A 16,359-nucleotide genomic window follows, 5' to 3' on the forward strand; every position below is an offset into this window, starting at 1 on the left:
TATGCGCATTCGTGTGGAACCGGATGTGCTTCGGACGCTTAGCGGGCAGCTTCAGCATGCGGCGGAGCAAATTCAGCAAATTGTTGTTGGTCTAGAACAAGCCCTTGGAAGAATAGAAGGCGATACCGCCGTTCATGAGGGAATTGTGTATGAATGGATGAGGTCGAAGCAGCTCGCCGGACATATTGAATTGGAACTTGAGAGATTTAGCTCCGAACTGCTTCGCAAGGCAAACCATTTCAAGCAAGCTGACGAAGATTATCATTCGTTTTTAGCTCATGTTGATTACACAAACGTTTCACCGATGCGTATGCTGCAATCTCAGCACCTGGAATCCATTAATAGCGATAAGCCTTTGGTGTTTTCGGTGTCTAATCCTAGGTCTGCTGTCATGGCTATTCAGCAATCCTGGAGTCCGGAGGATCAGCTAAATGATATGGGGACCCTGCGGTTAGCAACCGAGCTGAACCCGGCAGGGTGGAAGTTTACTGACCCTTCTCTAGGAGCAAAGGTTGGTTAAATTTTTTGTCAACCAGATGTTAAATGCAGTTTCATAGCCTCATTTTTAGGTGAATTACAAATAGGACCAATGACTTTAGACACACTTCGTGTCGTTTGGTACAATTTTCATGTGTTTCACCTAAATATTTGCAGATGAAAAAGGAGGAAGGCCCTACTATGTCAGGACGTATTTTAATATCCCCAGAACAGGTAGACCAAGTAGCAAACCAATTCAAACAAAGTGGTGAGCAAAGTCAACAGATCGTTTCCAGCTTGACTCAATCCATCAATGGGATGGAAGGACAATGGGAAGGTATGACAAAACAGCGTTTCTTCCAAGAATTCCAAGAGGCTAGCAAGCAAATGCAAAGCTTTGTTCAAACTTTGAACAGCATCAGCCAGGAACTGACAGCAATCGCTGCGAAATTCCGTCAGGTTGACCAATCTCGTTAATAGGAATTATCTGTACTTATATTACTTAAGGAAACCGGGAGTTTTCACGAACTTCCGGTTTTCTTGCATCACAACGTTAAAAGAGAGGGATGTTCATGTCTTTTCAACCTAAACCCGGTGATGAGTTCCTTATTCATGGTGAGAAATATGTGGTAGGACAGCATCCGGCAGCTCCAGGAATTGCATACGCACAAACAGGAAGGCAGGGCACGGTGTATAAACTAGTGCCGCAGAATGGACAGGAATATGAGGCAAAAGCCCTGAAGGTATTCTTTCCTAAATTCCGTGTTCCGGCTATGGTATACCAATCGGAGCAGATGGAGAAATACAGTGAAATATCAGGCCTGCAGGTATGTAAACGAGACGTGCTCACTCCTGAAAGAAACGGAAAATTAATAAGTGAGCATGGAGATCTTCTATATTCAGTGCTCATGCCTTGGGTGGATGGCATCAGCTGGTTTGATATCATCTGTGATAAGAAGCAGCTGACGACAGAAGAGAGCGTTATTCTAGCTTCGTCGCTTGCAAGTATAGGTTCGGCGATGGAGCAGAGAGGTATCGCACACTGTGATCTCTCGGCACCGAACGTCCTGGTTCCGTTTTTTTCCGAAGTAGAACGGCCTGAAGGAGCTGCTGCAGTTGAATTAGTCGACGTAGAGCAGCTATATAGTCCAAAAATGGACCGGCCTGATGCACTTCTCGCGGGTTCAGCCGGTTATGCAGCTCACCGGATCGTGAATAGCGGCTTGTGGAGCAGCTATGCTGACAGGTTTGCGGGAGCGGTAATCTTAGCAGAAATGCTCGGCTTCAGTGACCCCGAAATTGTCAATCGAACTTATGGAGAGAGCTTCTTCGATCAAAGAGAGCTTCAAACGAGCAGTGAGCGATATCGCAAGCTCCAGCAATCACTTGAATCCAGATTCGGATCCAAAATAGCGGAGCTGTTCGGCAGAGCATGGCATAGTCAAGATTTAAGCAGCTGCCCTACATTTGGCGAATGGCTGGTAGCCATATCTACAATCGATCTGAATGCTGTCCCCGTACAAAACAGCAGTGAGGAAGATTATTCCGCTGGTGTTGAAGATACGAGATCTGTAGAGGCATCAGCTGCAACAATCATTCCAGAAGTTAAGAGCAGCACCGTCTCATCTCCTGTAGATGAACCCGCTCTCACGAATGCAGCGCATTCAGTAACCGACAAGGAGCAACAGGATCGTTTGCTCCAGGAAGCTTCTGTCAAAGAAAGTAAGGGAGAGCTGAATGCGGCCCTTGACTTATACAAATCAGCACTGCTATTGGAGAAGTCTGGAACAGCCCTGCATGTAGAGATTGCAGCAGCGATCCGCCAGATTGAAGATGCTTTGCCTACAGAGACGGATGAGCCTAAGAACTCACGCTTCTCTAAATTCCGTAGTCGTAAAGCGGTTATTGCGGGCGCAGCAGTGCTCTTAATCGGCATTATTGCGATTCCTGGAATGCATACACTGGCTGAACAGGCAGAGACGAAGCAGCTCGAGGCACAGCGTCTGGCTGAGCTTGAGAAGCAGGAGCAGGCCAAGAAGGCAGAGGAAGCGGCAAAGCTTGCTGAAGAGAATAAGAAAAAACAAGAGGCAGAGCTCGCTCTGAAGCAAGCTGAGGAAGAGAAAGCCCGTCTGGCCGCAGAGAAAGAGCGAGCTGCCCAGCAGGCGAAGTATGACAAGCAGGCGAAGTATGAGGCGTATCTAGCTCAGGTTGAAGCGAAGCAAAAGGCGAAGGAAAAGGCTGCTCTTCAGGAGAAATATGACAAGCAGGCAAAATATGAGGCGTATCTAGCCCAGCTTGAACAGAAGAAAGCACGCCAAGCGGAAGCTGAAACAACAGCTGCAAAAGAGGCTGCCGCAAAGGCAGAAGCTGCTAAACAGGCTCAAGCTAAGGCTGCAGCAGCTGCGGCGGCAGAACAAGCAGCGCAAAAAGCAGCTGCAGAAAAAGCAGCCAAGGAGAAGGCGGCACTCAAGCAGAAGCGTGCTCAGAACGTCAAGCAGCTCATTGCCTATTACAATCTAGCCTATAATGCACAGCAAGGACGCAAGATTGAAGCTGCGAGAGAACACGCGAATAACTTTATGGACCTGTATAATCAGGATGCTGAATATTTTGCAGGAGTAGGTAAAGTGGGACAGCGCAAGACACATATCTATAAATTTATTAGAAATAGAAGCTATAAATTGCCTGATATTTAAACTAGGGGTGAATGAACGGTCATGAACTATACGATACAAGCATCTCAGAGAACGCCGGCCCTCATCATTTATTTGATTGACATTAGTGCATCCATGAATATGATGATGGAAAATCGCAGAAGGATGGACATCGTGTACGAAGCATTGTCACTTGCCATACGTCAAATGGTGTTTCGTTCTACTAAAGGAAGCAGATTGACACCAAGGTATCGAATTGCAATTCTTGCGTACAGTGACGATGTATATGATCTGCTCGGAGGCGTTAAGGGAATAGACGAAATTGCAGCGATTGGTTCAATTCCGGATTTAACTCCGATGCGATTCTCGGACTCGGCCAAAGCCTTTCTTCAGGCAGAGAAAATCCTGCAGGCAGAGCTTCCATTTATGCAGGATTGTCCTGCTCCATTGATATGTCATATGACGGACGGAGTATCGACGGGAGAGGATCCAGAGCCGATCGCCAGACGAATTATGAATATGAGTGTTCCTGACGGGAACGTGCTGATTGAGAATATTTTCATCTCGGATCATTTGCTTAGTGCACCCATACCAGAACCGAGAAGATGGACGGGTATTTCACAGGATACGGAACTGAAAGATGAGCATGGAGAAAAACTGAAGAAGATGTCTTCGCCTCTTCCGGAGAGTTATAGGGAAATGCTAGTCGAGGCGGATTATCTGCTTGCCCCGGGTTCATTAATGATGCTCCCAGGGACTTGCGCAGAGCTCGTGTCCATCGGATTTCAAATGTCAGCGGCAACGCCTGTCAGGTAAGGGGGAGTTAGAAAGTGAAATCTTTGCGAATGTCTATGCCTGGTCATGAAAAAGCACATCCGGAAGAGAATTTTCACTTTGTCAGTTCACAGCAAGCAGATCATCCCCTAACCGCCTATAAAGGTCGGCTTACATGTCGTTATGGTTACGGGCTGGCAGCAGAAACGGCAACCTATGGGGATAATGGTCAAGACTTTGCTGCCGTTCATGTGGAAGGTGATATTTGTACATTTGTTCTGTGTGATGGGGTCTCTATGAGTTATTATGGTGATTTTGCTGCAAGATATTTAGGGAAGGCACTGCATGGATGGATGCTGGAGACGAAGGAGTGGTCCGTCTCTCGTTTGCAGCAATTTTTGACGAATATTACAATTCCTGCTTCCAGAGAGCTGAGTACATACCAGGCTGTTCACCACGAGAAGGTTCCGATCATGCTGAGAGAAGTGCTGGAGACGAAGAAGAAGCACGGCAGTCAGTCTATGTATATTTGCGGCAAGATTCAGCTTGGCTCTGGTAAAAAAGGCAGCAATCTTCAGCTTGCCTGGCAAGGTGATTCGAGAATCCGTTTGTTTCAAAATGGAACAGAGCTTGAACAATGTTTTGAAGTGACAAGGGCAACATCGGAGCGGTGGTCTACACTGCAGGGACCGATTGGTGGAACTCCGCATGTCTATGAAAAAAGCTTCAAAGCAAGTGAAGAAATTGTCTTGAGGCTATATACGGATGGTATGGGTGAGCTCGATCCTATCGGACTGTATTTGCCAGACGAGCAGATCCAAGTGCTTCTTGATGCACATCATACAGGTGGTCTTGAGGATGACGCTGCATTTATTGAAATCAGCTTTACCTCATAATTGTTGGATTGATCCGATTGATCGAAACTCAGTTAGACTATAAATTATAATCGATTAATTGAATTGCCAATTGAATTATTAAAACTCTCCTTTACTGGGCATTCTTATGTATGAGCCGCATGTGCTCCTTGTACATACCAACGCCTAAGGAGTGACCAAGAAGAATGTCTTCAAAACAACGTTTGCGTTTTCAAGGGAAAACCGCATTAGTAACGGGGGCTGGTTCCGGAATCGGGAAGGCAGTTGCCATCAAGCTGGCACAGGAAGGTGCGAATGTCGCTTTATTGGATCTAATAGATAAACGTACCCACGAAGCAGAACAAGAGATTCAAGCAATGGGCATGGGGAAGGTCCGTGCCTATGATGTTGATATTTCCGATGCAGCACGTGTTGCCGATGCGATAGAGAAGACGGTGAGTGAGCTTGGCGGCATCGATATTATATTTGCCAATGCAGGAATTAACGGCGTTGTGGCGCCCATTGAAGATATTGATGTAGAGGATTGGCAGAACACCATAACGACGAATCTCGGCGGCACTTTTTTTACTGTAAAGTATGCTGTTCCCCATATGAAGAAGGATGATGGAGGAAGCATTATTATTACGAGCTCGATCAATGGGAATTACACCTTCTCGAATATAGGGATGAGTGCATATAGTACTTCCAAAGCGGGTCAGGTAGCCTTCGCCAAAATGGCGGCACTGGAGCTGGCCAAGTTTAACATTAGAGTGAATGTTATTTGCCCAGGTGCCATCTCGACAAATATTGATCAGAGCACCGAAAAGTCAGAAGAGCTGAATGAAGTATCCATTAAGATGGAGTTTCCGGATGGACGTCAGCCGCTGGCACATGGTCCAGGTAAGCCGGAGGAGGTTGCGGACTTAGTTGCTTTTCTGGCATCGGATGAATCCAAGCATATTACAGGTGCACAGATTGTCATTGATGGAGCGGAGTCTCTGTTAAGCTGATCTTGATCACGATAGGTATGGAGTGAACGGCCGTTTCCCTTGCAGGAAGCGGTTTTTTTCGTTATTTTTAAAAGAAACAATTGTAAACGAGCAGGACAGCTAATATGCATGATAGAGCCGTCACTTCATTCTAGGATCGGATTAGAGGGAGGTATGGTGAGTATATTTTCAAGGATCGCTGAGCAGAAGATTGCTGAGGCAATAGAAAGAGGAGAATTGGATCATCTGCCAGGAGCAGGTAAGCCGCTTGTAATAGAAGATCTATCTCATGTCCCTGAAGACCTTCGGGCTTCATATAAAATACTGAAGAATTCAGGATATCTTCCCCCAGAACTCGAACTGCAGCAGGAATGCGTCAGCCTAGAGCAAATGATTCAATTATGTCAGACAGCAGAAGATAAGGAACAATGGATCAAGAAGCTGACCGAGAAACAAATCAAACTTAGAATCATGCTCGAAAAAAGAGGGATTAGCCATAACCCCTCCCTCCAAGCTTATGAAGAGAGAATTCGCAGTAAGTTGGTGGATGATTGATTTAGATCCGCATTCATTTTGAGAAGAATATCATTGGAGAGTTGAATTTAAATGCATAAGGAGCATCATCAAGGACATTCATTGCCTATCGTTCAGATCATACCTGACTTGAAACGAACATTGGCTGAACATACGTCTGCTGTACTCATTGCTGAACCAGGCGCAGGCAAAACTACGGTCGTCCCTCTAGAATTATATAAAGAACCTTGGCTCGGCAATAAGAAGATTATTATGCTTGAGCCTCGGCGGCTTGCTGCAAGAAATGCGGCAGTAAGAATGGCAAAGGCATTAAATGAACCTGTAGGTCAAACGGTGGGGTATCGTGTTCGCCATGATACGAAGGTGAGCCGACATACTCAGATTGAAGTTGTGACAGAAGGTGTACTGACCCGTATGCTTCAGCAGGATCAAGGGTTGGAGGATACGGCTCTGCTGATCTTTGACGAATTTCATGAACGTAATATACACGGAGATCTGTCACTGGCGCTGGCGCTCGAGAGCAAGCTGCTCCTTCGGGATGATCTGCGTATTCTTGTCATGAGTGCAACGCTTGAGGCTGAACCTGTATCCGGTCTACTTGGAGGGGCACCCGTGCTTTCCTGTGAAGGCAGGACCTTTCCGGTGGAGACAAATTACGCGCCAGTCCCCATGAATACGGAGCTGGAGAATCATATGGCCCACATTATTCAGCGGGGCTTGGCCAACCATGAAGGGGATATCCTGGCTTTCTTGCCCGGGGCACGAGAAATTCACAGGACGGAGCGATTGCTGCAGCAGATGAACCTGGGGAGCTCTATACATATCTGTCCTTTGTACGGTTCACTGACTGCCGAAGAGCAGGATGCTGCTATTCGGGCAGCTCAGCCAGGGGAGCGCAAAGTGGTCCTGGCGACGACAATAGCGGAATCAAGTCTTACCATTGAAGGGATTACCGTTGTTGTGGACAGCGGACTGCGCAAAGAGTCGTTGTACTCATCCCGTACAGGAATGAATAGACTCGTCACACGGCCCATATCCAAAGCATCGAGCGATCAGCGAAGAGGACGTGCAGGACGTGTAAAGCCAGGGGTATGTTATCGTCTGTGGAGCCAGCTGGAGCAGGATGCCCGGCCGGAGTCATCTCGGCCGGAAATACTGTCAGCGGATTTGGCTCAGCTGACGCTGGAGCTCTCGGCCTGGGGCGTGACTGACCCAGGCGAGCTGAGCTGGCTGGATGCACCGCCGCCAGCATCTTACGAAGAAGCCAAGCAGCTGCTGCGCAGGCTTGGCTGTCTGAATGACCTCGGCACCATTACGAGCCGAGGTCGTGAGATCGCGGGTATGGGCACCCACCCGCGGCTCGGCAGCATGCTGCTGCAAGCGGCAGAGCTTGGGCTGGCCGAGGAGGCCAGCCTGCTCGCTGCGCTGCTTGCAGAGGGCTCATCCCGCATGGCAGGTGCCGCGGCGGGATGGGACATTCGCCCGCAGCTGACGCTAATGCGGGCACCAGGGGCTCAAGATGCGGCGAAGCACCGCATCTTGCAGGAGAGCCGCCAGCTGCTGGCATCCCTCGCACATCACCGGCAGAAGCCGGAGAATGGGCGGAGGATGAGCGAATACAGCTGCGGCCTACTGCTTGCCTTTGCCTATCCGGATCGGATTGGGCAAAGAAGAGAGGATGGCCGCTACCTGCTGTCCAGCGGCCGCGGTACACGTTTCCCCGGAGCAGGGGCCTTCACGGGAAACGAAGGGGCTTACATCGTCGTTGCTGAAGCCGATGATCAAGGGGCAGACGGATTGATCCGGCTTGCAGCTCCACTGTCAATTAGTGAACTCATGACATATAAGCCTGAATGGATTCAACTGGAGCACGAAGTAAAATGGGACTACAAAACGCAAAGTGTACGCGCCAAAAAACGGCAGCGTCTGGATGCCCTTATATTGAAGGAGATGGCTTATCCAGATCCTCCTGAGGAGAGCATCATTACCGCTCTGCTTGAGGGAATAAAGGAAGAGGGACTTCGCCTGCTGACATTGAGTAAAGCGGAGCATCAGCTCATCGAACGAATCAAATTCATGCATCGAGCCTATCCGGAGTGGCCGGAGCTTACGAATCAAACGGAGCTCGTGGATTATATTGCAGAACTGATGGCTCCTTATCTGATTGGAATAAGGACAGCGGCCCAGCTTCAGAAGGTATCTATCGCTTCTGTACTCATGGACAGTCTGACCTGGGAGGAGCGGCAGCTGCTGGAGCGAGAGGCGCCGATTCATTTTACCGCACCGAGCGGATCGCGAGTCAAGATTGAATATAGTGGACAGGGAGCTCCTTACATTGCGGTAAGACTCCAGGAGATGTTTGGACTCGAGCGGACACCTGCAATTGGTAACGGCAGAGTCCCATTAACAGTTCATCTGTTGTCTCCGGCACAGCGTCCGGTTCAAGTGACGAAAGATCTCGAAAGCTTCTGGCGTGAAGGATATTTCGAAGTGAAAAAGGATCTGAAGGGCCGCTATCCGAAGCACTACTGGCCGGATAATCCACTGGAAGCAATGCCTACCAGCAGAGTCAGGCCCAAATAATAGCTTTGGTACGTAAGCGGGATTTCCCAAAATGATTCATTACACAAGAGGATTCTAAAATGGATTTGGATCTGTTACTACTAGATCTGTTTAGCTCTCCGAGAGAAGGGTAAGTAAGAAACAAGTACTTAACTCAAGGAGGAATGAACAATGGCAAAGCAAAAAGTAGTTGGTGTATTCGAGACAGATGAGGCTGCATCTCGTGCAATAGAACAGTTGATAAGTAAAGGCTATACGAATGAAGAAATCTCGGTAATTACGAGGAGCAAGGAAGATCAGAGAGCGATTGAGAGCGAAACAGGAACAAAAGCCCCTGAAGGGATTGCAGCGGGTGCTGCTACAGGCGGTGTTCTTGGCGGACTAGCGGGATTATTTGCAGGAATCGGTGCACTTGCCATTCCAGGAATTGGACCGATTCTAGCGGCAGGGCCAATTGCTGCTACACTGACAGGAGCAGCCGTCGGTGCTGGAGCAGGCGGACTGGTCGGTGGTTTGGTTGGACTTGGTATTCCTGAAGATGAAGCAAAAGAATACGAAAAAAATATTGATGAAGGTAAAATACTTGTACTAGTCGATCAAAAATATGCCGATACCGATGTTTACGGTGTATTCAGAGACAACCGGTCCTTAAATGCGGATCGTTATGATGATCGGTACAATGAGCGTACAGACAATATGCCAGGTCCAGACAGAGTGCCAGAGGATCGGGTGGAGCAGGAAGCGATGGGAACAAGAATTGATCGAACGATGCGCTAAGAATACCCTTTCACGCACTAAAAAACGAATGGAGATATAATCTGCTTCATCTAGAAACCGCTTTGTAATCAAAGCGGTTTTTTTTATGCTTGGATTTTATTTGAAAATTTGTGTCTCCCTTTACTCCTATAATCAACACCTGAAAAATTCACAATAACTAGGTGCAAATATAAATTCTAGGGGTTTGAATCAGTATGAAGTACTTTAATTCGGAGATCATTTAAAGCCTATTAAAGCAAAGATAAGTTCTCATTGAAATTAATAATTCAACATATGAAAAATTCAAATTAATGGAACGTTTCATCTGAACTTGGTTTCCTTTGATTTAACTGAGGTAATTTGTCTCGTACTTATGTCATATATTCTGTCTTAAAACAGATATATGAAAAAATAGAAGGATGTCAAGATGAAAAAAGACGTTTATAATGAGAGAAAGTTGGTTATTTGAAATAAATGAGAGGAGGACACTTGCATGGCTTTTATGATATCCCAGCGGGCGTTCATTAAACTCTACTTAATTACGATGGTAGAGCAGCATAGAGGATATGGTTATGAAATGCTTGAGGCCATGAAGGAAGAATTCAAAGGGTTTGGATATGTCCCGCCTCAGAGTGAAGTATACCGTGCGCTGCATGAGCTTGTGCAAGAAGGAGTTTTTTATCGTACGAAGCGACTAAAAGGAAATGATCCGAGAATCGATTTTCAGGAAATCGTTCTGTATCATTTTACCGACGACGGAGAAGAGAAGGCCAGATTATATAAGAAGCAAGTCAAGACAGATCTGGACCGTTGTTTAGGCATGCTGAGGAAGGCAGAACAGGATAATTATTAATCACATTTGAATAAATCACATGAGTAAGCAGGGAAGGAGAGAATCAATGATGAGTGAAAAAATCCGATGGGGAATAATGAGTACTGCAAAGATAGCCAGAACAGCGGTTATTCCTGCCATACAGAACTCTAACCGGGGTGAAGTTGTAGCCATTGCAAGCCGTAATGAGAGCAGAGCAGCAGAGGTCGCTGCCGAACTGGATATATCCAAAGCCTACGGAAGCTATGACGCTCTGCTTGCGGATGAGGAGATTGATGCTGTCTACATTTCTGTCCCGAACCACATGCATATGGAGTGGACGATCAAAGCCGCGAGAGCCGGTAAGCATATATTGTGTGAGAAGCCGGCAGCACTGAATGAGGAGCAGGTAAGACAGATGATTGAAATCTGCAATCAGGAGCAGGTCGTTTTTGCAGAAGCATTCATGTATAGATATCATCCCAAGCATGCAAGGGTCAAGGAAATTATTGAGAGCGGCGAAATCGGTCAGGTAAGAGCGATTCATGCGAATTTCACTTACAATAACTGCTACGATACTGACAATGTGCGCTTCAAGAAGGAAATGGGTGGCGGCTCATTGTATGATGTCGGTGTATATCCCATTTCAGCGGCAAGAATGTATCTTGGACAAGAACCAGAAGCTGTCACAGTACATGCGTTGTTCTCTTCAGATCATGATAATGTGGATATGATGGCCTCAGGACTTGTGGAATTTCCGGAGAAGGTTGCGCTTACTTTTGATTGCGGAATGTGGGCTTGCTCCAGAGCAGAGCTTGAAATACTGGGAACAGAGGGCAGAATCGAGCTTCCAAAAGTGTTTGGATGGGAGAACAGCGATATTCCTCCTCAAATCATCATACATACCGATGATGTGTCAAGAGAAGAGCGAATTTCAGTATCTAACTCGTTTGTTCTTCAAGCTGATGCATTTGCCGATGCAATCTTGGATGGAACACCGCTCCCCTTTACGCCAGAGGATGCTCTTCTGAATATACGTGTGGTGGAAGCCTGCATTCAGTCTGCACAGAGACGGGAACGCATTGCACTGCTGTGAATGATCCTATAATTACTGAAGACAACAATAGCATAGATCATTAACGTCTCTGTTTGGTAACTAACGATCAAACAATCCATAGAGGCGTTATTTTTTTGTAATTTTGACCTGCTTGGAACATCACCATATAATAGAATGCAACACTTATTAAAAGGTGGGATCTTAAATGAATAATAAAGTGCTAACTACGATGGAGGAAGTCAAGACGTACTCCGATCCTTACCGACTTCAAATATTAAATGTATTTCATAGATTGGGCAAACCAGCCACGGTAAAAGAAGTAGCAGACGAGCTGGGCGAACTGCCGGCAAAAGTTTATTATCATGTTAAGAAGCTTGAAAAAGTAGGTCTGCTCTCGCTCGTGGAGACACGGGAAATCAATGGTATCATAGCAAAATACTATGAGGTATTTCCCGGTGAGATCATTGTCAGCCGGGGGACGAAGGAAGATGAGCCGATGAGGCAGGTTGTCGCTTCCGAGAATGCATCGCATATTACGGCTTTGTTTGAACAGAACAAGCAGAGCTTTGTTCAGCGCATGGACGCAGGAGATCCTTCCTCAGCGCATTTGTTGAACCGTTCGATTTATGCGACCGAGGAAGAAGCCAAAGAGCTGTATGCCCAGATTGTGAAGCTGTGCGAGCCCTATTTTATGAAGCGGAGAGAGAAAGGCACGAATACCTACGAAGTGTTTGCAACAGTAATAGAACAAATGAAAAATATGAAATCATGACATCGTGACATCATAACAAAGGGCCGCTAAGCGGCCCCCATATATATTAAATTATATTTACAGCTCCTCATAATCCTCTACATCCCGCTTCGTGGACGTGGCAGGAGAATCTGCTGTTCCATATTCTTTTACAGCTTCCCAGGCTTCTGCATTATCAAATTTACCCGCATTTCGTTGGCTGATCTCACCAGCCCCTCTGGGAGGTTTAGTCATCACTTGCTCTTCTACAGGACGATATTCGCTGAGCTCACCTTGCTGCTCTTGTTCAGCATGCTCTATACAGTATGAAGTGTAGGGAATAATTTCAAGCCGCTCGTATGGAATCGGTTTGCCGCATTCCTCGCACAGACCATAGCTCTGCTCTTGCATCTTGCCAATGGCTTTTTCGATTTGGTCCAGTTTCTCAGACTGCTGATCATCAATAGCCTGGTCTCTGGCTCGCTCATAGGTTTCGGTTCCGATATCTGCGGGATGATTATCTACGGAGGATAATTCTCCCGTAGCGTCAAGCAGGGAGTTGTCTTCTGAATTGATTCCGTCTTGGTTTATTTGAAAATGAGCTTGAATGTTTTCTTTTTCTTCCAACAAACGACTCTTCAATGTCTTAAGTTCTTCATTTGTAAGTTCTATTGTATTCATGTCTAGCAGCTCCTTTGTCACATTCTTGTATGTTATTACCCTAACGAAGCTCATCACAACCATACTCGATGGGAATACCATATATCAGGGAATAACAGGAATCTGATTGGAGAATAAGTTAGTTTTTGGTTAATGTAAGGGAAAGTTTATGTTGATTCATTTTCATCAGGGGTCAGTTTATGATATAAAAAAATAAGGGAATTCGATTAATGGAGGTTAGTTAGATATGGATGAACATATGAAACGCCGGCTGGATAAGCAGAAGCAGCTCTTTAAGCAGCTCGGCATTCAGATGGATGCACTATCCATTCATGAGAAACAATTCAACCACAAGCTTAGGGGTTACGATCCGGATGAGGTGGATGAATTTCTCGATATCATCATCAAGGATTATGAGCGTTTTTATGCACATATATCTGATCTGATGGATAAATGGCAGGAACAGCAATATATGATTCGGAATCTGAAGAATGTACCTAAACCGCAAGCGGATCCAAATCTGATCGATCGTAAACAGATTGAAGATGTAATCAAACAGCTGGAGTACAGTGTTCGGCAGCTCAAAGCCAAGGCCCGCCCGGATAAAGACCCATACATGGATTAACCGAATAGGGAATACCAAGGAGGTTACGTCTTATGATCAAAATAACCGTATTATCTGACACCCATATGCCTCGAATGTCCAAGCAGCTGCCTGCACCTCTGCTTCAGGACCTTCAGGATACGGATTACATATTTCATGCGGGTGACTGGACGGACATTTCACTCTACGAGGAGCTTCAGTCTATGGGGAAGCTGCACGGAGTATATGGAAATACCGACCTTGCCATCATTCGAGGCCTATTGCCTGAACAAACCATTGTCGAAGCCGGAGGTAAGCGCTTTGGTATCGTACATGGACACATGGGTAGAGGGAGCACGGAAGATAATGCACTTCAAGCCTTCAAGTCAGAGCAAGTGGATTGTATCGTATTTGGACATTCACACATCCCTGTACTTAAAGAAGAGAATGGAATTATACTATTTAATCCGGGGTCACCTACGGACAAGAGAAGGCAGTCACAATATTCACACGGTGTAATCAGGGTTGATGACGAAATAGATATACAGCATGTTTACTATGCCAGCAAGTGAATCCATTTCATCATCCCTGGAGCTGCAATAACGAAGTCTAAATATATACGAATGGTGATAAACACCTGTTGATCGTTTTAATAACGAATCAGCAGGTGTTTTTTTTGAGGTTATAAATGATTTCAGATGATTTGCCTCTGAGTGTCTTCCTCGCCTGTTTTGTTATCTGTGGTTCATCTCTTAAGAAATAGCCGTATCTGTCCTTGAAGTACAGTGATAGGATGAACTTGTGAATACGCTTTATTCTAAAGGAGTGATAAGGAATGTTGTTATCTTTATTTACGGTTGCGACCCCAGATTTACTGCCTGAACAAATGCTCAAGGCTGCTTCGGATGCCGGAATTCAAGGTATTGAATGGCGGTACAAAGGCGTCCCGATGGAGGCAAGCCAGGAAGAACCTTCTTTTTGGAGAAGAAATCTGGCCTCCATAGATCCTGAGAATGCAGATGAGGAGGTCGCGAAGGCGGCAGCACTAACTGAACAATACGGGCTGAAATCGATTGCTCTTGTTCCTTATCTTACTTCGGGAGATCTGAAGGCTACGGAGCAGGCCTTCCAATCCGCTCAAAAGCTAGGTGCAGCAATGATGCGGGTGGGTGTTCCAGGTTATCATCGCTCGGCGAATTATCATGAGCTGTACAATGGTGCAATCTCGTACTTAAGCGAGGTTCAGGAGATGTCTCGTCAGTATGGAGTAAAAGCACTGGTCGAAACACATCATGGCACCATAGCTCCTAGTGCGGGACTTGCCTATCGGCTCGTTTCCTCATTCGATCCACAGCATATCGGAGTGTTGTATGATCCGGGGAATATGGTCCACGAAGGCTATGAAAATTACCGTATGGGCTTAGAGCTGCTTGGACCCTATCTAGCCCATGTTCATGTGAAGAATGCCAGCTGGGTACAGCTGGAGAAGCCAGATAGCGAGATAGAAACCTATTATCAATCAAAATGGTCTCCTTTACTTAACGGAGTCGTTCGTTGGAGCACCGTTCTTGAAGATCTTGAATCCGTTGGATATAAGGGATATCTGGGAATAGAAGATTTTAGTCAGAGCTATTCTTCAGTGGAGATGCTCAAGAACTTCACGCAGAGCATGCATTCACTGAGCAAACAGTTACATATTGGAGGTGCTGCACAATGAATGCGGTAAGAGTCGGAATCATAGGCATCGGCAATATGGGTTCTGCCCATGCCAAAACGATTAATCAAGGTAAGATTAAAGGGGCCGTGCTTACGGCGATCAGTGATATGAGAGAGAGCGCCAAAGCATGGGCAGCAGATAACCTGCAAGGAGAAGTTCAGTATTTCCAGGATCCGAAAGCCATGATGCTCTCGGGGGAAGTTGATGCAGTCCTTATTGCTACACCTCATTATCATCATTCGGAGCTTGCCATACTGGCATTTAATCAAGGACTTCATGTTCTTATAGAAAAGCCGGCTGGGGTATATACAAGTCAAGTGAGAGAAATGAACGAAGCCGCGAGCGAGAGCGGGAAGGTGTTCTCGATCATGTACAATCAGCGAACCAACCCACTGTACATCAAATTAAAGGATTTGATTGCTTCAGGGGAACTTGGTGAGATTCGGCGGACCAACTGGATTATTACTAGCTGGTACCGCTCTCAGAGCTATTATGATTCTGGAAGCTGGCGTGCGACTTGGGCGGGTGAAGGCGGAGGTGTGCTGCTGAATCAGTCTCCGCACCAGCTGGATCTATGGCAGTGGACAGTAGGCCTGATGCCGAAGCGGGTGCGAGCCTTCTGTGCGTTTGGCAAATATCGCAGCATTGAAGTCGAGGATGATGTGACTGCATACGTAGAATATGAGAATGGAGCCACCGGCGTCTTCATCACAACGACAGGAGAAACTCCGGGAACGAATCGATTTGAAGTAACAGGTGATCGCGGCAAAATTGTCGTTGAGGATGGGAAGATGACCTTTTGGCGGCTACGTGAACCCGAAAGTGAATTTAATCAGCGATATACCGGCGGATTTGGACAGCCAGAATGCTGGAAGATTGATATTCCCATTGAGGGCAGAGAGACAGGACACCTTGGTATTATGCAGAACTTTGTAGATGCTATTTTGCATGGCTCACCGCTTATTGCTCCTGGGGAAGAAGGAATTCATGGACTGACTTTATCCAATGCCATGTATTTATCTACTTGGACGGATCATTGGGTCGAGCTGCCAATTGATGAGGAGCTGTTTAACAAGCATCTTCAGGAACGCATTCGTCATTCCAAGATGAATACGGATCCAGTGAGAGAGACTCAATCACCGGCTGATCTAAGCGGTACCTTTCAATAAGATGTTGGAGTTAAAGAATATGCTGGAAAGAG

17 protein-coding genes are annotated in these 16,359 nt (G+C 46.4%); 16 read left to right on the forward strand and 1 reads right to left on the reverse strand.

Features of this window, described 5'->3' with window-relative positions:
- Window position 1: 1 nt before the first annotated feature.
- The 12 genes from ACFSVM_RS07105 (at window position 2) to ACFSVM_RS07160 (ending at window position 12,240) form a co-directional block, all read left to right on the forward strand.
- On the forward strand, window positions 2-520 hold the full coding sequence (locus ACFSVM_RS07105) for a WXG100 family type VII secretion target (RefSeq protein WP_076312504.1): 519 nt from the start codon (window positions 2-4) through the stop codon (window positions 518-520).
- 158 nt (window positions 521-678) lie between these two features.
- Window positions 679-954, forward strand: a complete 276-nt coding sequence (locus tag ACFSVM_RS07110; RefSeq protein WP_047909612.1) for a WXG100 family type VII secretion target — start codon at window positions 679-681, stop codon at window positions 952-954.
- Window positions 955-1,049: 95 nt separating this feature from the next.
- A complete protein-coding gene (locus ACFSVM_RS07115) occupies window positions 1,050-3,173 on the forward strand; it encodes a hypothetical protein (protein ID WP_379261078.1) in 2,124 nt (707 codons plus the stop codon).
- Between the two features lie 21 nt (window positions 3,174-3,194).
- Entirely contained in the window at window positions 3,195-3,947 is a 753-nt protein-coding gene (locus tag ACFSVM_RS07120) for a vWA domain-containing protein (protein ID WP_076311047.1), read from the forward strand.
- A gap of 14 nt (window positions 3,948-3,961) precedes the next feature.
- Window positions 3,962-4,801, forward strand: a complete 840-nt coding sequence (locus ACFSVM_RS07125; protein ID WP_379261081.1) for a hypothetical protein — start codon at window positions 3,962-3,964, stop codon at window positions 4,799-4,801.
- A 164-nt stretch (window positions 4,802-4,965) separates the two neighbouring features.
- Window positions 4,966-5,769: an SDR family oxidoreductase gene (locus tag ACFSVM_RS07130; protein WP_379261083.1), complete on the forward strand. Its 804-nt coding sequence runs from the start codon at window positions 4,966-4,968 to the stop codon at window positions 5,767-5,769.
- 156 nt (window positions 5,770-5,925) lie between these two features.
- A complete protein-coding gene (locus ACFSVM_RS07135; RefSeq protein WP_076312502.1) occupies window positions 5,926-6,303 on the forward strand; it encodes a DnaJ family domain-containing protein in 378 nt (125 codons plus the stop codon).
- Window positions 6,304-6,354: 51 nt separating this feature from the next.
- Entirely contained in the window at window positions 6,355-8,865 is a 2,511-nt protein-coding gene (gene hrpB / locus ACFSVM_RS07140) for an ATP-dependent helicase HrpB (protein WP_379261085.1), read from the forward strand.
- A gap of 150 nt (window positions 8,866-9,015) precedes the next feature.
- A complete protein-coding gene (locus ACFSVM_RS07145; RefSeq protein ID WP_083655680.1) occupies window positions 9,016-9,621 on the forward strand; it encodes a general stress protein in 606 nt (201 codons plus the stop codon).
- A 472-nt stretch (window positions 9,622-10,093) separates the two neighbouring features.
- Window positions 10,094-10,453, forward strand: a complete 360-nt coding sequence (locus tag ACFSVM_RS07150; RefSeq protein ID WP_076311044.1) for a helix-turn-helix transcriptional regulator — start codon at window positions 10,094-10,096, stop codon at window positions 10,451-10,453.
- Window positions 10,454-10,502: 49 nt separating this feature from the next.
- Window positions 10,503-11,507 carry a Gfo/Idh/MocA family protein gene (locus tag ACFSVM_RS07155; RefSeq protein ID WP_090722894.1) on the forward strand — a complete coding sequence of 335 codons (1,005 nt, stop codon included), beginning with the start codon at window positions 10,503-10,505 and terminating at the stop codon, window positions 11,505-11,507.
- Window positions 11,508-11,673: 166 nt separating this feature from the next.
- A complete protein-coding gene (locus ACFSVM_RS07160; protein WP_090722892.1) occupies window positions 11,674-12,240 on the forward strand; it encodes a winged helix-turn-helix domain-containing protein in 567 nt (188 codons plus the stop codon).
- 57 nt (window positions 12,241-12,297) lie between these two features.
- On the opposite strand, the gene ACFSVM_RS07165 is transcribed toward ACFSVM_RS07160, so the two are convergent.
- Window positions 12,298-12,879 carry a TraR/DksA C4-type zinc finger protein gene (locus ACFSVM_RS07165; RefSeq protein WP_379261088.1) on the reverse strand — a complete coding sequence of 194 codons (582 nt, stop codon included), beginning with the start codon at window positions 12,877-12,879 and terminating at the stop codon, window positions 12,298-12,300.
- A gap of 226 nt (window positions 12,880-13,105) precedes the next feature.
- On the opposite strand from ACFSVM_RS07165, the gene ACFSVM_RS07170 reads away from it, so the two are divergent.
- From ACFSVM_RS07170 to ACFSVM_RS07185, 4 genes are all read left to right on the forward strand, one after another.
- Window positions 13,106-13,483: a DivIVA domain-containing protein gene (locus ACFSVM_RS07170; RefSeq protein WP_076311040.1), complete on the forward strand. Its 378-nt coding sequence runs from the start codon at window positions 13,106-13,108 to the stop codon at window positions 13,481-13,483.
- A 35-nt stretch (window positions 13,484-13,518) separates the two neighbouring features.
- Window positions 13,519-14,013 (forward strand): metallophosphoesterase family protein, encoded by a 495-nt coding sequence (locus ACFSVM_RS07175; protein ID WP_090723796.1) that lies wholly within the window; start codon window positions 13,519-13,521, stop codon window positions 14,011-14,013.
- A gap of 263 nt (window positions 14,014-14,276) precedes the next feature.
- Complete coding sequence (locus tag ACFSVM_RS07180) at window positions 14,277-15,158, forward strand: sugar phosphate isomerase/epimerase family protein (protein ID WP_090722887.1); 882 nt, start codon at window positions 14,277-14,279, stop codon at window positions 15,156-15,158.
- On the forward strand, window positions 15,155-16,327 hold the full coding sequence (locus tag ACFSVM_RS07185) for a Gfo/Idh/MocA family protein (protein ID WP_379261090.1): 1,173 nt from the start codon (window positions 15,155-15,157) through the stop codon (window positions 16,325-16,327). Before ACFSVM_RS07180 ends, ACFSVM_RS07185 begins: the two co-directional genes overlap by 4 nt.
- Window positions 16,328-16,359: the final 32 nt, after the last annotated feature.

Source organism: Paenibacillus shunpengii (genome assembly GCF_042684905.1).
GTDB lineage: Bacteria > Bacillota > Bacilli > Paenibacillales > Paenibacillaceae > Paenibacillus > Paenibacillus shunpengii.